This is a genomic window from Flagellimonas lutimaris, assembly GCF_051494225.1.
GTDB lineage: Bacteria > Bacteroidota > Bacteroidia > Flavobacteriales > Flavobacteriaceae > Flagellimonas > Flagellimonas lutimaris_A.
Genome location: NZ_JBNPYE010000001.1, coordinates 907,392 through 925,899, shown reverse-complemented (window position 1 = coordinate 925,899; position 18,508 = coordinate 907,392). Strand labels below are relative to the sequence as shown.

Below are 18,508 nucleotides of genomic sequence, written 5' to 3'. Positions count from 1 at the left end.
TCATGTTATTTTGAATATGGCCATTTTACCATGCATTATAAGCATAGCTTTTTCCAAGAAATACGGCGGTATTCTTGACCAATATAATTTTAGACTTTGGCCTCACTGGCCCTTGATGAGGGTATTGTTACAAGCAAAAAATAGTAAGATGCGACTCTGGATAATTTTGAAAAGTAATGGAGAGCTATCTTTTATTTAAGGATTGAGCAATCGTTGTCCTTAATACATAATGGAATGTAAAGGAAAGGATTTAAATTGAGAGTAAACCTGTTTATTCTATTTATTTTGAAGGAACATCCTCCATTTGCTGTTGAAAATAAACCAATTGGTGCTCGTTGTTTGATTACTTCCCGATGCAGAAATTGGAAAAGATATTTCCCAAAAGATCATCGGTTGTAACACTTCCTGTAATTTCTCCTAAATGATATAGTGCTTGACGAATATCGATGGCCATTAAATCGCTGGAAAGTTCCATGTCCAGCCCCTCCTTCACTTTTTGAATTTCTTCCAGGGCCTTCAATAGGGCATCGTAGTGCCTACTATTGGTGATAATGGTGCTATCTCCGCTTAATGCTCCTGAATCCACTAAAGAAAGAAGTTTACCCTCGAGTTCAGCAATCCCTTCTTTAAATTTGGCAGAAAGAAACAATACCTTGGGGATTGCTTCTTTGATTTTATCAATTTGGGTTTCATTTAGCAAATCCATTTTATTGCAAATAGGGAGCAACTGTTTGCCGGGGTATCGTTTTTGGATTTGTTCAAGCTCTGCTTTGTCAAAATCCATTCCTTCGAATAGGTAAATAATGAGCCTGGCCTTTTCAATTTTCTCAAAGGTACGTTCGATACCAATTTTTTCAACAACATCCTCGGTTTCACGGATTCCAGCTGTGTCGATAAACCTAAAATTTATTCCTTTTAAACTGATGTGATCTTCAACGGTATCTCTTGTTGTCCCCGCAATTTCGCTTACAATAGCTCTTTCCTCATTGAGCAATACATTGAGCAACGTTGATTTTCCGACATTGGGTTGTCCTACGATAGCTACCGGAATACCATGTTTGATGACATTTCCTAGTGAGAAGGAATCAATCAGTTTTTTAAGGACTTCGCTAATTCGGGTAAGCAGTTCGTTGAACTGGGTTCTGTCGGCGAATTCAACATCTTCTTGGGAAAAATCAAGTTCCAATTCAATAAGCGAAGCAAAATTGAGAAGTTCTTGTCTCAATTCTTGGATTTCGTTACTGAATCCACCCCGCATTTGTTGCATGGCAATATCGTGGGCTGCCTCGCTATCGCTGGCAATAAGGTCCGCTACTGCTTCGGCCTGACTCAGGTCCATCTTACCGTTTAAAAAGGCCCTTAAGGTAAATTCTCCTGCCGATGCAGCACGGCAACCATTTCGCAACAAAAGTTGAATAATCTGTTGTTGAATAAATGGGGAGCCGTGACAGGAAATCTCCACCACATTTTCACCGGTATAGGAATGTGGACCTTTGAATAAGGAAACCAAAGCCTCATCCAGAATTTTATCACCATCAACAATATTACCTAAATGGATGGTATGGCTTTTCTGCTGCCCGAGTTTCTTTCCTTTAATTGATTTGAAAAGCTTATCAACTAGGGTAATGGTATCTGGTCCCGAGACTCGGATTATTGCAATAGCTCCTGTACCCGAGGGTGTTGCCAAGGCTACAATGTTATCTGTATACGACATAGGCACAAAAGTACAAATTAGCTGGTGTTTGTAACATTTTTAGTGATTTCTATACTAATAAGTTGAATCATCAAAATCAATCAAAAATGGAAGTTATAAATCAAAAAGCTGTTAGAACGGACAATACCTTGTTGGCCGTGACGCATCTCACACAATTATTGAACTATGCCTTAGGTTTCGGAGGACTCATCACCCCTTTGATTATTTGGTTGGCATCCAGAAACAGGGTAGAAGGGATGGATGAGCATGGAAAGGCTATCGTGAATTTACAAATAAGCTTGATACTTTATATTATTGTTAGTATTCCTGCCATCTTACTTTTGGGTTTGGGAATATTAGGTCTTATAGGTACTGCTATTTTAGGTTTTGTAATGCCTATCGTAAATGCAGTGAAGGCCGCCAATGGGGAGTCGCCGTCTTATTTTATGACGATTAGATTTTTAAACTAACATTTTGAAAATAGCCATTGGAATTATTTAGATCAAGCCATCGGTTTTTATATGTTTTTTCAGGTTTGTTATACCTTTTTTCTTTAAAAATTATTACGAAATAATATTTGATCATTAAACCCCAGCTAATCAAGAATGCCAAAATCCTTTTAAATAGATTTTTTTTGGGATAAAAGACTTTTGTATCATAATAAAAGACAGCGTTACAAAATTTAATCTTGTATTCTATATTGCCCCAACCAGTATCCAATAACTTATAATCATTTAAGAAACACCATTCAATTTGATTGACAAACATCAACTTTCCTAAACTGTATTTATAATAGTGTTCATCAAACGAAGTAATTGCCGCTGTAAGAATATTTTTATGAGAAAAGCTAAGGGAAATTGCTATAGGCCTATCATTATCGTACAAAACGAAAAGAGCTGCATTTTTGGATAAAATCATATTATAGCAAGATTTTATGTAAAAATCCCATTTTGATAAAGCGGTATGCTTGTGTTCCCTTCCTTCAAACCTTTTGAGAATATATCCTTTTAGGGTATTGAATAAAAACATATAGTTGTCTTTATCTATCTCCCCGTGATATACTTTTAAATGGATGTTATTGCCTCGGTACAACCTTTGCCTATCTTGACGTAAGTTTTTATACGGTTTTTTACCCAAAACGTCTTTTAAGTATTCTGTAGCGCAAGATGAATTGGATAAATCCATGGCGTAACCCAAACGATAAGATTTAGAATAAAAACCATAATCGTCAATTATAGTACTTTTTCTTTTTCCAATATAGGGCATTACACAGTTAACAATATGAACTTTATTGTCTTTCTTATGATTATCTCTAAAATAGGATTTCGGAACATTTTTAATTTCCTTAAAAAAAAAGGGCACCTTATTTTTTTCATAAAAATCAAAAGCAAAGTTATGGGATTGTATACCGGGTAATTTCATTTGAAACGAAAAGCTAATCTATTAATGAACAATAAAACAAAAAGGGGCAAAATTTTATCATTTTTGCCCCTTTTATTAATAATATAAATCTAAGGTATTTTTAGATATTAATTATACTGAAAGTATGTAGCCCAATTGTTTCCTGGGAAATCACATCCATCGGCCCAAGCTGTTTCTTCACATGGACTGCACTCCAAAGGTATCTGGATAATTAATGGTTGAACTGCTTCAGGGAATAAAATAACACCTGTTACATCACCACATTCGGGAGTAAATCCTTCTCCGTTCTCTTGGGCTAGTACTGCCAATTCATCTACGTGGTCGGCGTTGAACCCATGAAGACTACATTCTTCACAATCTTCATCTTCAATGTCGTCCAATAGCTTCCAAATTGCAAATTGTAGGTCTCCGTAAGTATACGCTTCGCCACTGGACGGGCTCAGTTCACCAACTATATTTTGGTTCAATAACCAATTGACCAAATCAAAATTTTCTGGATATTCAAAAGCACCATCAGGAAGTTCTTCATTTAAAGAATAAACATCTGCAGTATAACAATTGTTTAGTTGTATAGGAGAATCGTTATCAATACACCAAGCCCCGTACGATCCAGAGAGTAGACCATCACCTATTGTAATATTAAGATAGGCGTCTGGTCCTTGGTCAACAGTACAAAATTCTATAGTTCCAGGTAGATTGGCTACTATAGTTTCAGGTGAGCTTGACACACATTCCACAACTGCATGGGCCGCTATATATGGCCCCTTCTCCACAGGAACCTCGTAAGTAACCGTTTTTTCACACTCGAATTCATCTGAGTATTCGAAATTACCATTTTTAGGATTTCCTGAATTTGTCATGGGGAAATCCTCCGGGGCATTTACAACAGATAGGTGAGTCTCGGTAATGCACCATTGATTATTGGTTATTTCGTAAGTAATTACATAATTTCCATTCGATTCTGAAACGGTTACTTTACCTACTTCAATGTTTTGTCCTGCATAAAGAATGGCTTCTGACGTAAGACATTCTTCAGAAAAATCAAACTCAATAGAGTTATTTTTAATTTTGCCTTTTCCTGCAACGGCCTCCAAGTTTTCACCTGCAGGTTCGACTTCACAGGCGAAAAAAGTGAATGCGAATAGGGCAAGAAGGGCTAGTGTTAATTTTTTCATGTTCAATAGTTTAAGGTTTAAATCTAATTCTGTTAAAATTATACAAAATTGAAATCCCTAAACGATTTCTGCGATGAACGAATTGATTAGTCGATTAATTGCAGGATTGCATGTTAACACTTTGATTTTAAGTATTGTATTCGTGAGAATTATCCTAACTATTCAGCATAACAGGCATCACCAACATAGTTATATGCTCGCCTTCATCCAGTCCATCGATAGGGGTGAGGATTCCCGCCCTGTTTGGTAGGCTCATCTCTAATGAAACTTCATCAGATGATAGATTGTTCAACATTTCCAACAAAAATCTGGAGTTGAAACCAATTTGCATATCATCACCTTGGTAAGAACATGATAGTCTTTCTTCAGCTTTGTTACTATAATCCACATCTTCAGCAGAAATATTCAGTTCTGCTCCAGCAATCTTCAAACGGATTTGGTGAGTGGTCTTATTGGAGAAAATAGAAACCCTGCGCACAGAACTCTGGAACTGGTTTCTAGCAATCGTTAATTTGTTCGGGTTTTCTTTTGGAATCACGGCTTCGTAGTTCGGGTATTTTCCGTCAATCAAACGACAAACCAATTCAGTATTGTCAAAATAAAACTTGGCATTACTGTCATTGTATTCGATGGTCACTTCGGATTCTGAACCTGCCAAAATACCTTTTAAAAGAGTTAATGGTTTTTTGGGCATAATGAATTCTGCCACTTCGGAAGCTGAAACATCCTGACGTTGATATTTTACCAGTTTATGGGCATCTGTGGCCACAAAAGTTAGATTCTCTGGGGAGAACTGGAAAAACACTCCGCTCATTACCGGGCGAAGGTCATCATTACCTGCGGCGAATATGGTTTTGTTGATGGCGGTTGCCAAAATATCACCTAACAGAGTAGTGGAACTAGGATTGGAGACTTCTACCGCTTTTGGGAATTCAGCACCATCAGCATATGCCAAGGCATATTTACCGTGGTTGGAGCTAATTTCTACCGTATTGTTGTCCTCAACAACAAAAGTCAAAGGTTGTTCGGGAAATGTTTTTAGGGTATCCAACAACAAACGAGCAGGAACTGCAATAGTACCTTCGGAATCGGAATCTACTTCCAAAACCGTGCTCATGGTAGTTTCCAAGTCCGATGCGGAAACCGTTAGTTTACTTTCTTTAAGGTCGAACAAAAAATTGTCCAGGATGGGTAAGGTGTTGCTATTGTTGATAACTCCTCCCAAAACCTGAAGCTGTTTCAATAAATATGTGCTGGATACAATAAATTTCATCAACGAAATACTTTAGTATAGTTGCTTTTTTAGAAGTTTTCCCTTCAAAAAGGGTATTTAAAATCAATAAAAACAAATATATCCCAAATGGATTTAGCAGAGAAACAAATTTATCAACAGTTAGGCGGTAAACTTCCGCTTTCTATAGTAGCTGAAAAACAAGCCGAACAACAGGGTTAAAACTACTGGCAATCCAATGTTTACGAGCTGCCACTTGGTTTTTTGTTCTGCTATTTTTTTGACATCCAAGAGCGGGATGGATACTTTCTTGTTCCGAATGTTAATAAGCCCAGTGTTATCAAGAAGGTAATTTGTGCTATTTACCAAGAATTCCTTGTTGCCATAGAAGCTATTGGTCCACTTGTCGTAGCCCAATTCCAAAGGTCGGCCGTTACGTAATTGGTTCTTGATGACATCACCATCTGAGATTACGATCATTTTGTTTTCAGGACCTTCTTCCAAAGTATTTTGGAGTTTGAGCGGCTTTACTCTGTTTTTGTACATGGAGGTAAAACTCCCTTCAATCAAAACAGCCAAGGGCAAGTTTCCATTAGTATAAGTTTCCCGGTCGGGTTGTTGATTGATCATATCCAAACTCACTACTCTTGGGATTCCATCAGTCTTGGAAAGCGGAGAACTCTGCAACAAAATTGTTTTCTGATAATCGTTTTCCAATACATCCATTGGACTGGTGAATTGAAAACGAACCGCCTCAATATTAGTGTTAATAGGATGATTGTTTTGTGAAAACACCATCGGGTAATACAACCACGGAAGCGGATTGTACTGGGAATCGTTTCCTTCGCCCGACGCCAAAACAATTTGGGTAAAATAAAGATCATTGACCAAAACGGGGTTGATTCTAACCCCATATCTAAAAAACAAATCCTTCAAATTAAGGTCTCTGGGAATGGCAATGGCCTCGCCGCCACCTGCATAAATACTATCCATTTCCATATTCACTTGGTCCACCATCCAAATGGATTTACCCCCTTGAACCATATATTGGTCCATTACATATTTTTCTTGGTCGGTAAACGCCTCTGTTGGCTTTGCAATGATAGCCAAATCAAAACTTTTGAGTTGCTCCAAAACGTTTTGCGGATTAGTAGCTACTGAGTCCAACGTAATGGCACCTATGTTGTAATAATCACGAATAGTGGTGAGATAATCGGCGATAAAAATATCATCCAACTCGCCATTTCCTTTAATGACGGCAATGTTCTTTTTTTCTTCAATACTCAGTTTGGTAAAAGCGTCGGCAAAGGCGTATTCCAATAGCTGCACCGAATTGTTGATACGATCCTCAGCTGTGGAGCCCAATTTGTTTTTGAGTAATGGCACTTTCACGGTCTGGTCGTTGTAATTGACCATGGCCCAAGGGAAAACCAACTCGTTGGATACTTTTCCGTTTTCCTCAACGGTAACATTGGCAGGCTGTAATCCCAAGCTTTGTAATTGGGCGACCGTTTCTTGTGGATTCTCGGTGCCTTCTAAAGGGTCTACCAAACTATACTTGATGTTGCTGTTTTTTGACCCGAAGGATTCCAATAACTGAATGGTTTCCGCTTTCAATTTGGAGAACTCTGCAGGAATGTTACCATCCAACAACACATCTACAATAACGGGCGTTTCAAATTTTTGAGCCACTTCCACGGCAGGTCCAGAAAGGGTATAACGTTTATCTTCCGTAAGATCAAAACGGGTGTAGACAAAATTGGCCAATAGGTTGATCACCACCACGGCCACAATTACTTTTAATATGGATATAAAAAACTTCCCCATTACCTTGGCAGTTGTTTTAAACGTTGAAAAGTGAGATACAAAAACAATAGGGTCAAGGAGATGAAATAGATTAAGTCGCGGGTATCTATAACACCTCTTGCAATGCTGTCAAAATGTGATTGTGCCCCCAATGTTTGAATCGTTTGTTGCGTTTCCCCGTTCGAAAACAATGAAGAAAGGGCATCAAATCCATTAAAAATCAAGAAACAAACCAAAATCCCCACCAAAAAGGCTATAATTTGATTATCCGATAGGGTGGAAGCAAATATCCCGATGGAGGTATAGCACGCCATCAAAAATAATAATCCAAAATATGAGCCCAATACCACCCCAAGGTCAAAATTGCCTTCGACCATTCCCAATCCTGATATAGCGAAGACATATATTATGGTCGGGATTACTGCGATAACGCACAAAAGAAAGGCGCCCCAGAATTTCCCGAGAACCAATTTCCAGATGGAGATTGGTTTAATCAACAAAAGTTCAAGCGTTCCCATTTTGCGTTCTTCCGAAAAACTCTTCATGGTGATGGCTGGCACCAGAAAGATGAAAATCCACGGGGCCAACAAAAAGAAGTTGCTCAAATCGGCAAAGCCATAATCAAAAATGTTGTATTCGCCCTTGAACACCCACAGAAAAAGTCCGTTGAGCAGTAAAAAAGACCCCACGATCAAATAACCGATGGGCGATGTAAAAAAGGACCGTACCTCTCTCTTAAAAATTGCGAACATTAAGATGGGTTTGTTGATTGAATTTTATGAACACTCCAAGCTTCGGGTCTATCGGCGAACAATTTTTTGGTATTGCCCCACACCCCTTTAAAGAAATCCGATTTTCTATAGTTATCCAGATGCGCTTCCGTATCCCAAAAACTATAGGTGAAAAATATGTTGGAATTATTGATGTCCTGATACAGCTCTACCATATTACATCCTTCAAAAGCCAAGATGCCATTTTTAGATTCTTCAAAGATTCGCTCAAAACTAGCAATATTTTCGGGTTTAAAAGTCAGTTTTACAATGCGTATCAACATTTAGAGGAAATTTATGGTTACGGTATCCCTGTAATTCAGTCCAAGTAGGGAGGAAGCCCCTCCAACGGAATTCAGGTCACTTTTATAAATCGCAAGCTCGATATAGCCCGCAGAATTGAAAAGGGCCAAGGCATCACCTGGACCTTTGCGCTGGTTTCGCTCCAAATTGTAATTGATGATACCATTATAGCTTTGCTGTACTTGTCTTATTTTGGTGGTTCTCGCAATGATTTCAAAATCCCGTCCGCTTCGGTAAGCTTCAAAAAGACCTTTCTGGATGTTGGTGACCACGTTTCCGTAGTTATCTATATAAATTACATTGCCAGAAATAGTCTTGCCCTGATTTGTAATTCTTGGCTCAAAATCGCGTAGCTCTTTCAAGCTTTCCAAAGGTCTGCCAATAACTTCCAATTTACCTCCGCGCGCAATATGGCAGGCTACCTGAACAAATATGTTAAGAACGGGAAAGGCACTGGGTTCTGCATTGGGCAGATTGATTTCCACTACTTTTTCGGGTTGCACCTCAGAAGTTATCAAGGAAATAACGCCACTATTGGCACTCACAAAATAATGTCCATCCACTTGAACGACGATATGCTCATTTTCAGGGGAAATTTCTGAATCGACCCCAACAATATGCACCGAACCTTTTGGAAACGATTGGTATGCATTTTTGAGGATATATGCGCATTCCTGTATGTTGAATGGACTAATGGCGTGTGAAATATCAACAATGGAAATATCGGGAAGATTGCTCAGTATTGCCCCTTTTACAGCACCCACAAAGTGATCCTTATATCCAAAATCTGTTGTTAAGGTTATAATTGCCATGCAATACTGTTGATATGTTTTTCCGCGTTCAAATTGATTTTTAGTTAAGTTTGTTTGTAAAATTAGTTAAAAAAGAAAGAATAGAATTCTTCAAAAACAACTGTAACACCTCACTATTTTTGAACGAACTTGTAATAGAACTTACGGAGATTAGCCCCCAGGAATTTTTTGGGCAGCAAAATGCCAACATTGAGCTACTGAAAAAATACTTTCCAAAGCTTAAGATTGTAGCTAGGGGCAACAAGATAAAGGTATTTGGAGACGAAGAACTTTTGGAAGAGTTCGATAAGCGCTTTGATGAGCTTACAGGACAGTTTGCCAAGTACAATAAGCTCGATGAAAATATGATCGAGCGGATACTCACCAGCACAAGCAAAGCGGATTATACTTCTTCCTCTAGTAGCGGAGACGTTTTGGTGCATGGTGTAAGCGGTAGATTGATCAAGGCCCAGACTGCCAATCAAAGACGTATGGTGGATGCTACCAAAGTGGACGATATGGTCTTTGCCATTGGTCCAGCAGGAACAGGAAAAACCTATACGGGAGTTGCTTTGGCCGTAAAAGCTTTAAAAGAAAAACAAGTAAGGCGGATTATCTTGACCCGTCCCGCAGTAGAAGCAGGGGAGAACCTAGGTTTTCTTCCAGGTGACCTTAAGGAAAAGCTAGATCCATACATGCAGCCGTTGTACGATGCCCTTCGGGATATGATTCCTTCGGAAAAGTTGGAAAAGTATATTGAGGATGGCACCATTCAGATTGCTCCGATGGCCTTTATGCGCGGTCGTACCTTGGACAATGCCTTTGTGATTTTGGACGAGGCGCAGAATACCACCCATGCCCAAATGAAGATGTTCCTGACCCGTATGGGCAAAAATGCCAAGTTTTTGTTGACGGGAGACCCAGGGCAGATTGATTTGCCGCGAAGGGTGATATCAGGTCTAAAGGAAGCTTTGCTTATTTTGAAGAATGTGGATGGCATCAGCATCATTTATTTGGATGATAAAGACGTAATCCGGCACAAATTGGTGAAAAAGGTGATTGATGCCTATCAGAACATAGAGCACCAGAATCAATTCTAGAAACAATTATGGGAATGAATACGCTAATGTCCACGGATTTTGACTTTCCTGGGCAAAAATCTGTTTATAAAGGAAAAGTAAGAGAGGTTTATACCTTAGAGAATGATGTTTTGGTGATGGTTGCCACGGACCGTTTATCTGCTTTTGATGTGGTAATGCCCAAAGGAATCCCCTACAAGGGTCAAATATTAAATCAGATTGCCACCAAAATGATGGAGGCAACCGAAGACATCGTTCCCAATTGGTTGATGGCCACTCCAGACCCCAACGTAGCAGTGGGCAAAGCCTGCGAACCTTTTAAAGTGGAAATGGTGATTCGAGGATTTATGTCTGGCCATGCTGCGAGAGAATATAAAGCAGGTAAAAGGTTGCTTTGTGGCGTTCCCATGCCCGATGGAATGAAGGAGAATGATAAATTTCCGGAACCTATAATCACGCCGGCTACCAAAGCGGAAAAAGGCGACCACGACGAGGATATTTCCAAAGAAGATATTTTAAAGCGTGGTATTGTTTCCAAAGAAGACTACGAAGTATTGGAACAATATACCCGCGCCCTTTTCCAAAGAGGTACAGAAATATCCGCAGAGCGAGGACTTATTTTGGTGGATACCAAATACGAATTCGGTAAAACCAAAGAGGGAGAAATCGTATTGATCGACGAGATTCATACACCCGATTCTTCCAGGTATTTTTATGCTGATGGTTACCAAGAGCGCCAAGAAAAGGGCGAACCTCAAAAGCAACTCTCCAAGGAGTTTGTGAGACAATGGCTCATTTCTAATGGATTTCAAGGTTTGGAAGGACAGTCCGTTCCCGAAATGTCAGATGAGTACATTGAATCCGTTTCTAACCGTTACATTGAACTTTATGAGAACATTACAGGAGAGAAATTTGTGAAAAGTGATATCTCGAACCTTCGGAATCGTATTTTTACAAATGTAAAGGCATATTTGGCAAAATAATCAACCAATATTGTGATTTGACCAATAAACTAAAGGGAATTTTATCGATTCCCTTTTTTTATTGTTGTCATATCAATAAATTTTTAAAGCTAATTTGGTATATTTATGCTAATTAAGTATACCAACTATGGAAAGTTGTCCGAATTGTTCATCCACAGAGTTTACCAAGGCTGGAATCATTAAAGATAGACAACGCTACAAATGCAAGTCTTGCGGATATTATTTTACCGTTCCCAAATTAGGAAAACAGATTGATGATTATTTTGTGAACAAGGCTTTACAGCTGTATTTAGAGGGATTAACGTATCGAGAAATTGAACGTATCCTAGGGGTTTCCCATGTATCCGTTATGAATTGGGTCAGGAAATATAATATTAAACGGCCATATAACTCCAAATATCATCCCACCTACAAAATACTGAACCATACCGAACTTCAAAAGTACTTTCAAAATCCAGAAAATCTTAAGGGGGCAGGTCAATTGGTCACGGAATTGGGAGATAAGTTTATGCTTATAAAATGGGACCGATTTAAAGATTAAAATATACTTAATTAGCAAAAATATATACTGTTTTTTATTTCAGTTCTTTTTTTTAGGATGTTCGTAGAGCACATAACTATCTAACATCCAAACTGAAATGAAAAAATTACTTATTGGAATGGCGTTCTCTCTCTTGTTCGTTCCTAAATCCTTTTCACAAGGAAACACCGAGTATACCGGGGGTTTTAAAATTAATTTTAACCAAGATGGATCTAAATATCTTCGAATGATCGCATGGGGTCAGTTTTGGGCCCAATACAACGAAAACACTTCGGACGACCAAAGTGATATTAATCTCAGTGTACGCCGTGCCAGGTTATTGACCTTTACCCAATTGAACAAAAAGTTTTTAATTCTTTCTCACTTTGGTTTAAACAGTTTAAATGGTAACAACCTTAGTGCTACGGGCAAAGGGGATTCTTCCCAACTTTTTTATCATGCTTTTTGGGGAGAATGGCAAGTGGCAAAGAATTTTTATGCAGGAACTGGACTTCATTACTGGAACGGAATATCACGTTTGAACAATAGTAGTACCCTAAATTTCATGACCTTGGACAACAATCGTCAATCTTGGGCCGTCCTAGGTCTTAGTGATCAATTTGCCCGTCATTTAGGGGTTTATGTAAAAGGTAGGGTAGGACGTTTGCAGTATCGCGTTTCTTACAACGAAGCCATTGCCAATACTTTGGATTCAGCAAACGACCCAACACCAAATGGTAGAGCAGTGTATCGTGGTCGAGAGCTGTTAGGTTCTGCCGATGCAGGAAAAGTTTTTCAAGGATATTTCGATTATCAATTCTTGGATGAGGAATCCAACTTTCTTCCCTATAAGGTCGGAACCTATTTGGGGAGTAAGAAGGTTTTCAATGTGGGGGCAGGCTTTTTTACCCATAAAAATGGAGTTGTGGTCATGGATGGTACGGGCAATTTAGAAGGAGAAAATGTAAACATTTTTGCAGTGGATGCTTTCTATGATGCTCCTCTAGGAGAAGATGGTTCAGCAATTACTGCCTATGCGGTATTCCAAAATAACGATTATGGTCGTAACTTCAACCTTGGACCATATGGTACCGGAAACATGGTATATGGACATGTAGGCTATTTAATTCCTAGTGCTCCAAACAAATCAAGGGTGCAACCCTATTTGTCTTACCAAACACGAACTATAGATGCAATTGATGACAACACCACAAGACTGGGACTGGGAATCAACCTCTTCACGACGGGGCATCATTCCAAATTGACCTTGGAGTATGCAAATGCTAAAGTGGGTTCTGGAAACGGTAATGGCGTGGTTACATTGCAAGCACAGATTTATTTATAACTAAACAAACCAACAAATTATGTCAGAAAAACAAAAAAAGGCTACGGCCTACTGGAAAGAAAACCTAAGATACCTTGTCATATTATTGGCTATCTGGTTCTTGGTTTCCTACGGAGCGGGCATCATCTTCAAGGATGCTTTGAACAATATTAGATTGGGTGGATTTAAACTTGGGTTTTGGTTCGCGCAACAAGGATCTATCTATGTATTTGTCATTCTCATTTTTGTATACGTACGCCTGATGAACAAATTGGACAAAAAATACGGATACAACGAAGATTAACTAACCAACAAAAAAATTAAATTATGAGTGATGAACAAATTTGGACCTATGTTTTGGTTGCATTATCATTTGGTCTGTATATAGGAATTGCAATCTGGTCACGGGCCGGTTCTACCAAAGAATTTTATGTAGCAGGAGGAGGAGTTTCACCGCTGGCCAATGGTATGGCAACAGCAGCAGATTGGATGTCGGCAGCATCTTTTATCTCTATGGCGGGGATTATTTCCTTTGCCGGCTATGATGGAGCTGTATATTTAATGGGGTGGACCGGAGGCTATGTACTTTTAGCTTTGCTATTGGCTCCATATCTCAGAAAGTTTGGAAAATTTACCGTTCCTGATTTTATCGGAGAACGTTACTACTCCAAAACAGCTCGTGTTGTAGCCGTAATCTGTGCTCTAATCGTTTCCTTTACCTATGTAGCAGGACAAATGCGAGGAGTAGGTATTGTATTCTCAAGATACTTGGAAGTTGATATCAACACAGGGGTTGTTATTGGAATGGTGATTGTACTGTTCTATGCCGTACTCGGTGGAATGAAAGGAATCACCTATACCCAGGTAGCACAATATTGTGTTTTGATATTTGCCTTTATGGTGCCTGCAATTTTTATTTCCATTCAGATGACAGGTAATCCCGTTCCACAACTTGGTTTTGGCGGTACGTTGTCTGACGGTTCAGGTACTTATCTTTTGGATAAGCTGGACGGTCTTTCCACCGAACTTGGTTTTGCCGAATATACTGATGGCTCAAAAAGCTTGGTTGATGTATTCGCCATTACACTTGCCTTAATGGTAGGTACGGCAGGACTTCCGCATGTAATTGTACGCTTCTTTACGGTAAAACGAGTACGTGATGCGAGAAAATCGGCAGGTTTAGCCTTGTTGTTTATCGCCATTTTGTATACCACCGCACCCGCCGTGGCTGTATTTGCAAGAACAAACCTTATTGAAACTGTTAGCGGAAAAGAATACGACAACATGCCGGAATGGTTTAGCCGTTGGGAAAAGACAGGATTGATTGGCCACGAGGATAAAAATGGAGATGGTATAATTCAATATGTGGCATCACCTGAAGTAAACGAATTATCCGTTGACCGTGATATTATGGTACTGGCCAACCCCGAGATAGCAGATTTACCTGCTTGGGTAATTGGACTGATAGCGGCTGGTGGTTTGGCCGCTGCTTTATCTACTGCTGCCGGATTGTTATTGGTGATTTCTTCTTCAGTTTCTCATGATTTGATTAAAAATGTACTTAAACCAGACCTTTCGGAAAAAGGAGAGCTTTGGGCTGCAAGACTTTCAGCTGCAGTTGCCGTTGTTATTGCTGGATACTTCGGAATTAATCCGCCTGGCTTTGTGGCCGCGGTAGTTGCCTTGGCCTTTGGTCTTGCCGCAGCATCGTTCTTTCCTGCCATTATCTTGGGAATCTTTTATAAAAAGATGAATAGCAAAGGAGCCATATCTGGAATGATTGTAGGTCTTTGTTTGATGCTTTTCTATATGTTGAAATTCAAATTTGGAATTTTCGATGGAGGAAAAGAAGCCGTATCTGGACTACAGGAAAGTTGGTGGTTTGGTGTTTCGCCCGAGGGGTTTGGAACCATAGCTATGATTGTCAACTTTATAGTGGCCATTGTGGTGAACAAGTTCACACCGGAACCACCTGAAGAAGTACAGGAAATCGTAGAGCATATAAGAATACCTAGCGGTGCGGGTGAAGCATCGTCGCATTAATTAGTTGGTTGTGAAAAAACGGTGTGGAATAGTTTTGCCGCACCGTTTTTTGTAATTTTAAGACGGTTACCATGCGGATAAAAATGAAGAAACGACATCAGCAAAAATTGATACTTATATCCATAGTTCTTTTCTTTTTATGGAATGTACCATTTGTCACCATTTTTGATGGTAATACTGAGGTTTTGGGGTTCCCTATATTTTATGTTTTTATTTTTTCGAGCTGGTTGTTCTCCATTATTTTGGCCTACATTATTTTAAAAAGGTTCTATGAGTAATTCTATTGTAGGACTTGTAATTGTCCTGTATTTGGCCATACTTTTCATATTGGCCTATTTTGCTGAAAAAAATCCAAGGGGCAAATGGATAAGTAATCCGTACGTGTATACCCTCTCTTTAGCGGTTTATTGTACAGCTTGGACCTATTACGGTAGTGTTGGAATTGCCTCCAGTTCAGGTATTAGTTTTTTGGCTATTTACTTGGGTCCTGTAATTGCTTTGCCACTTTGGATTGTTGTGATGCGCAAAGTGATACGGATTTCAAAACAGCATAAGATATCCAGTATCGCTGATTTTATCTCCATGCGCTATGGGAACAATAGGTTGTTGGGAGCATTGGTTACATTTACTTGTTTGTTCGCTATTATTCCATACATCTCTTTGCAGTTAAAAGCAGTTTCAGAGACATTTTCCCTGATATCAACTAAGGGAAGCTATGTTTCTACTGATTTTTTTGATGATTCCACTTTTTATATAGCATTGCTCATTGCCGTCTTTGTTGCATTTTATGGAACATTGTCCACAGATACCTCACAACATAAAAAGGGGATTATTGCCACAGTTGCCATTGAGTCCATTTTAAAACTTTCGTTTTTCTTGGCCATTGGTATTTACGTAACATTCTATCTTTTTGACGGTACATCCGACATTTATAATCAAGCAAGTCTCCAAGAAAATTTTAAACAGTTAACTACATTCGGCGGATTGGAAAATGGTTTCAATTGGCTTTTTACTATTTGCCTGTCATTTTTTGCTATTTTCTTGTTACCACGACAATTTCATGTTGCGGTAGTAGAGAATGATAACGAAAGTTATTTGAGGAAAGCCATTTGGTTGTTTCCCTTATACCTACTGCTGTTCAATGTCTTTGTGATATTTATTGCCTGGGCAGGAAATATTAGTCTGCCTGCAACCGTTAACCACGATTATTATAGCCTTCTATTGCCTTTGCACCAGGATAATTATGGATTGGCCCTCCTTGTTTTTATTGGAGGATTTACCACCGTTATTTCTATGATTGTTGTGTCCACCTTGGCACTTTCCACCATGGTGAGCAATAATATCGTAATCCCGTATGGCTTTATAAAAACATTGGTAGAGGGCAACCCTGAGGAGAACACTAAGCGAATTAAGAATATTAGGAGGGTAGCCATTTTTCTTTTGATTATCATTGCTTACTTCTTTTATGTAAAGTTTTCTGTTCAATTTTCACTGTATTCCATTGGGTTGATATCATTTGTGATTATTGCGCAACTAGCCCCATCGTTCTTTTTGGGACTTACTTGGCGTAGGGGTACGGCCAGAGGGGCGGAAATTGGAATTTTTGTTGGTTTGGCAATCGTTTTTTACACCTTGTTTTTACCTATTTTAAGTCAAGTAGCGATGCCCAATATCAAATTGATGGAAGAAGGCTTGTTCGGCTATGCATGGTTGCAACCTGCACACTTGTTTGGCTTGGATTATCTAACGCCGGAGAGTAATGCCTTTTTATGGAGCATGTCACTAAATACGCTGACATTTGTTGGGTTTTCGTTGCGCACCAAGGGCAATTACAGGGAAAGAAATTATGCAGAAATGTTTGTTAATCACGAAAACTATGGTAATCTACAAGAGGGAGGGTTCATTTGGAAAGGGGAAGCCTATGTGGCCGATATTAAACGATTGTTGAACAGGTTTTTAGGGGAGCACCGTACCAATAGAGCGCTTCAAATTTTCAACAAAAAGTACAATATATCAGAAACGGAGGAAAGAGCGGATGCAAGATTGATCAATTTCTCCGAAAAATTGTTGACAGGAAGCATAGGTGCAGCCTCCGCTAAGATATTACTGTCATCGGTATCCAAAGAAACACCTATCAGTTTGGTAGAAGTACTGAATATTTTGGAAGAAAGTAAAGAGACTAAGGCCAACAACAAATTACTTACTGAAAAATCGGAAGAACTTTCCACTATGGCTCATCAGTTAAAAAAGGCCAATGAAGAATTGCGTGTTCAGGACAAGCTCAAGGATGAGTTTTTGGATACGGTGGCCCATGAGCTTAAAACACCAATAACTTCTATAAAAGCAGCATCAGAAGTATTGGAAGACGAAGGTATGCCACCAGAATTGAGAAATCGATTTTTAGAGAACATAAGTCGCGATACGGATAGACTGGATACTCTTATCCATAACATTTTGGACCTTGAAAAATTATCCAGCAATAGAACGGATTTGGAAATTGGTGAACACGATATGTCCAAGACCATTGGAAAAGCAATCAAGGGAGTAGAACAGATTGCGACCAAAAAAGGAGTTAAAATTAAGTTCTCCGAAAAAAAACAGGTGTTAGCAGCCTATGATGAGGATCGAATTTTGCAAGTATTGACAAATTTACTCTCCAATTCTCTTAAATTTACAGAACCTCATAAAGGAAAGATAAAAATTCTTTTAAAAGACCTCGATAGTGAGGTTTTTGTGGCTATTACAGATAATGGCAGGGGGATACCCGATGAGGACAAGGATTACATCTTTGAAAAATTCTATCAATCAAAAAATCAAAATATTAAGAAACCACAGGGTAGTGGCCTGGGTCTGGCAATTTGTAAAAAAATTGTCGAAAGCCATAAGGGTTCCATTGCTGTGGACAAGGAGTTTATTAAAGGAACTCGAATGATATTTACATTACCGAAAGGATTATGAGAAAGAAAATACTGATAGTGGATGACGAGCCCAACATTGTGATGTCTTTGGAATATGCCTTTAAAAAGAAGGATTTTGAAGTCTTTATAGCTAGGGATGGGACTGAGGCACTTGAGATTGCTGAAAAGGAAACACCCGATCTTATTCTTTTGGATATTATGATGCCGGAAATGGATGGATATGAAACCTTGAAAAGAGTTAGGGGCAATAAAAAACTTCAACATACCAAGGTGGTTTTTCTATCAGCAAAAAGCAAGGAAAAGGATATTGAAAAGGGATTGAAAATGGGGGCGGACAGTTATATGACCAAGCCTTTTTCCATAAAAAAAATCATATCCGATATTGAAGGATTAATAGACAAAAAAATAAAACGAAACTAAACAAATAATTTACGTATTAACTAAACTTAA

The 18,508-nt window shown here is 38.9% G+C and carries 17 protein-coding genes; 9 read left to right on the top strand and 8 right to left on the bottom strand.

The genetic code is table 11. The annotated features are described in order from the left end of the window. Window positions 1-343: 343 nt before the first annotated feature. Window positions 344-1,714: a tRNA uridine-5-carboxymethylaminomethyl(34) synthesis GTPase MnmE gene (gene mnmE / locus ACQQ5U_RS04130; RefSeq protein ID WP_437395671.1), complete on the bottom strand. Its 1,371-nt coding sequence runs from the start codon at window positions 1,712-1,714 to the stop codon at window positions 344-346. Window positions 1,715-1,800: 86 nt separating this feature from the next. Between mnmE and ACQQ5U_RS04125 the strand changes: the two genes are divergently transcribed. Beyond that, window positions 1,801-2,163: a DUF4870 domain-containing protein gene (locus ACQQ5U_RS04125; RefSeq protein WP_437395670.1), complete on the top strand. Its 363-nt coding sequence runs from the start codon at window positions 1,801-1,803 to the stop codon at window positions 2,161-2,163. Here the strand turns inward: ACQQ5U_RS04125 and ACQQ5U_RS04120 are convergent. The 7 genes from ACQQ5U_RS04120 to ACQQ5U_RS04090 all read right to left on the bottom strand — a co-directional run bounded on the left by ACQQ5U_RS04120 (window position 2,147) and on the right by ACQQ5U_RS04090 (window position 9,212). Further along, window positions 2,147-2,959, bottom strand: a complete 813-nt coding sequence (locus ACQQ5U_RS04120; protein WP_437395669.1) for a GNAT family N-acetyltransferase — start codon at window positions 2,957-2,959, stop codon at window positions 2,147-2,149. The two genes, ACQQ5U_RS04125 and ACQQ5U_RS04120, sit on opposite strands and share 17 nt — an antisense overlap. Window positions 2,960-3,222: 263 nt before the next feature. Further along, window positions 3,223-4,290, bottom strand: a complete 1,068-nt coding sequence (locus ACQQ5U_RS04115; protein ID WP_437395668.1) for a hypothetical protein — start codon at window positions 4,288-4,290, stop codon at window positions 3,223-3,225. A gap of 154 nt (window positions 4,291-4,444) precedes the next feature. Then, on the bottom strand, window positions 4,445-5,563 hold the full coding sequence (dnaN, locus tag ACQQ5U_RS04110; protein WP_437395667.1) for a DNA polymerase III subunit beta: 1,119 nt from the start codon (window positions 5,561-5,563) through the stop codon (window positions 4,445-4,447). Between the two features lie 120 nt (window positions 5,564-5,683). Continuing rightward, window positions 5,684-7,348: a gliding motility-associated ABC transporter substrate-binding protein GldG gene (gene gldG / locus ACQQ5U_RS04105; RefSeq protein WP_437395666.1), complete on the bottom strand. Its 1,665-nt coding sequence runs from the start codon at window positions 7,346-7,348 to the stop codon at window positions 5,684-5,686. Beyond that, window positions 7,348-8,079 carry a gliding motility-associated ABC transporter permease subunit GldF gene (gene gldF / locus ACQQ5U_RS04100; RefSeq protein ID WP_437395665.1) on the bottom strand — a complete coding sequence of 244 codons (732 nt, stop codon included), beginning with the start codon at window positions 8,077-8,079 and terminating at the stop codon, window positions 7,348-7,350. The genes gldG and gldF overlap by 1 nt, the downstream gene beginning before the upstream one ends. After that, window positions 8,079-8,381 (bottom strand): putative quinol monooxygenase, encoded by a 303-nt coding sequence (locus tag ACQQ5U_RS04095; RefSeq protein WP_437395664.1) that lies wholly within the window; start codon window positions 8,379-8,381, stop codon window positions 8,079-8,081. The genes gldF and ACQQ5U_RS04095 overlap by 1 nt, the downstream gene beginning before the upstream one ends. Next, window positions 8,382-9,212 (bottom strand): SAM hydrolase/SAM-dependent halogenase family protein, encoded by an 831-nt coding sequence (locus ACQQ5U_RS04090; RefSeq protein WP_437395663.1) that lies wholly within the window; start codon window positions 9,210-9,212, stop codon window positions 8,382-8,384. A 119-nt stretch (window positions 9,213-9,331) separates the two neighbouring features. Here ACQQ5U_RS04090 and ACQQ5U_RS04085 point away from each other — a divergent pair, with 119 nt between their 5' ends. From ACQQ5U_RS04085 to ACQQ5U_RS04050, 8 genes are all read left to right on the top strand, one after another. Further along, on the top strand, window positions 9,332-10,291 hold the full coding sequence (locus tag ACQQ5U_RS04085; protein ID WP_119609684.1) for a PhoH family protein: 960 nt from the start codon (window positions 9,332-9,334) through the stop codon (window positions 10,289-10,291). 14 nt (window positions 10,292-10,305) lie between these two features. Continuing rightward, window positions 10,306-11,253 carry a phosphoribosylaminoimidazolesuccinocarboxamide synthase gene (locus ACQQ5U_RS04080; RefSeq protein ID WP_437395662.1) on the top strand — a complete coding sequence of 316 codons (948 nt, stop codon included), beginning with the start codon at window positions 10,306-10,308 and terminating at the stop codon, window positions 11,251-11,253. Between the two features lie 127 nt (window positions 11,254-11,380). Next, window positions 11,381-11,794, top strand: a complete 414-nt coding sequence (locus ACQQ5U_RS04075) for a transposase (RefSeq protein ID WP_437395661.1) — start codon at window positions 11,381-11,383, stop codon at window positions 11,792-11,794. Between the two features lie 97 nt (window positions 11,795-11,891). Then, a complete protein-coding gene (locus tag ACQQ5U_RS04070; protein ID WP_437395660.1) occupies window positions 11,892-13,118 on the top strand; it encodes a hypothetical protein in 1,227 nt (408 codons plus the stop codon). A gap of 19 nt (window positions 13,119-13,137) precedes the next feature. Continuing rightward, window positions 13,138-13,401, top strand: coding sequence for a DUF4212 domain-containing protein (locus ACQQ5U_RS04065; protein ID WP_437395659.1), 264 nt, complete (start codon window positions 13,138-13,140; stop codon window positions 13,399-13,401). A gap of 23 nt (window positions 13,402-13,424) precedes the next feature. Then, complete coding sequence (locus tag ACQQ5U_RS04060) at window positions 13,425-15,140, top strand: sodium:solute symporter family protein (RefSeq protein ID WP_437395658.1); 1,716 nt, start codon at window positions 13,425-13,427, stop codon at window positions 15,138-15,140. 270 nt (window positions 15,141-15,410) lie between these two features. Continuing rightward, window positions 15,411-18,098, top strand: coding sequence for an ATP-binding protein (locus ACQQ5U_RS04055; protein WP_437395657.1), 2,688 nt, complete (start codon window positions 15,411-15,413; stop codon window positions 18,096-18,098). After that, on the top strand, window positions 18,095-18,478 hold the full coding sequence (locus tag ACQQ5U_RS04050; protein ID WP_437395656.1) for a response regulator transcription factor: 384 nt from the start codon (window positions 18,095-18,097) through the stop codon (window positions 18,476-18,478). Before ACQQ5U_RS04055 ends, ACQQ5U_RS04050 begins: the two co-directional genes overlap by 4 nt. The last annotated feature ends 30 nt before the right edge of the window (window positions 18,479-18,508 follow it).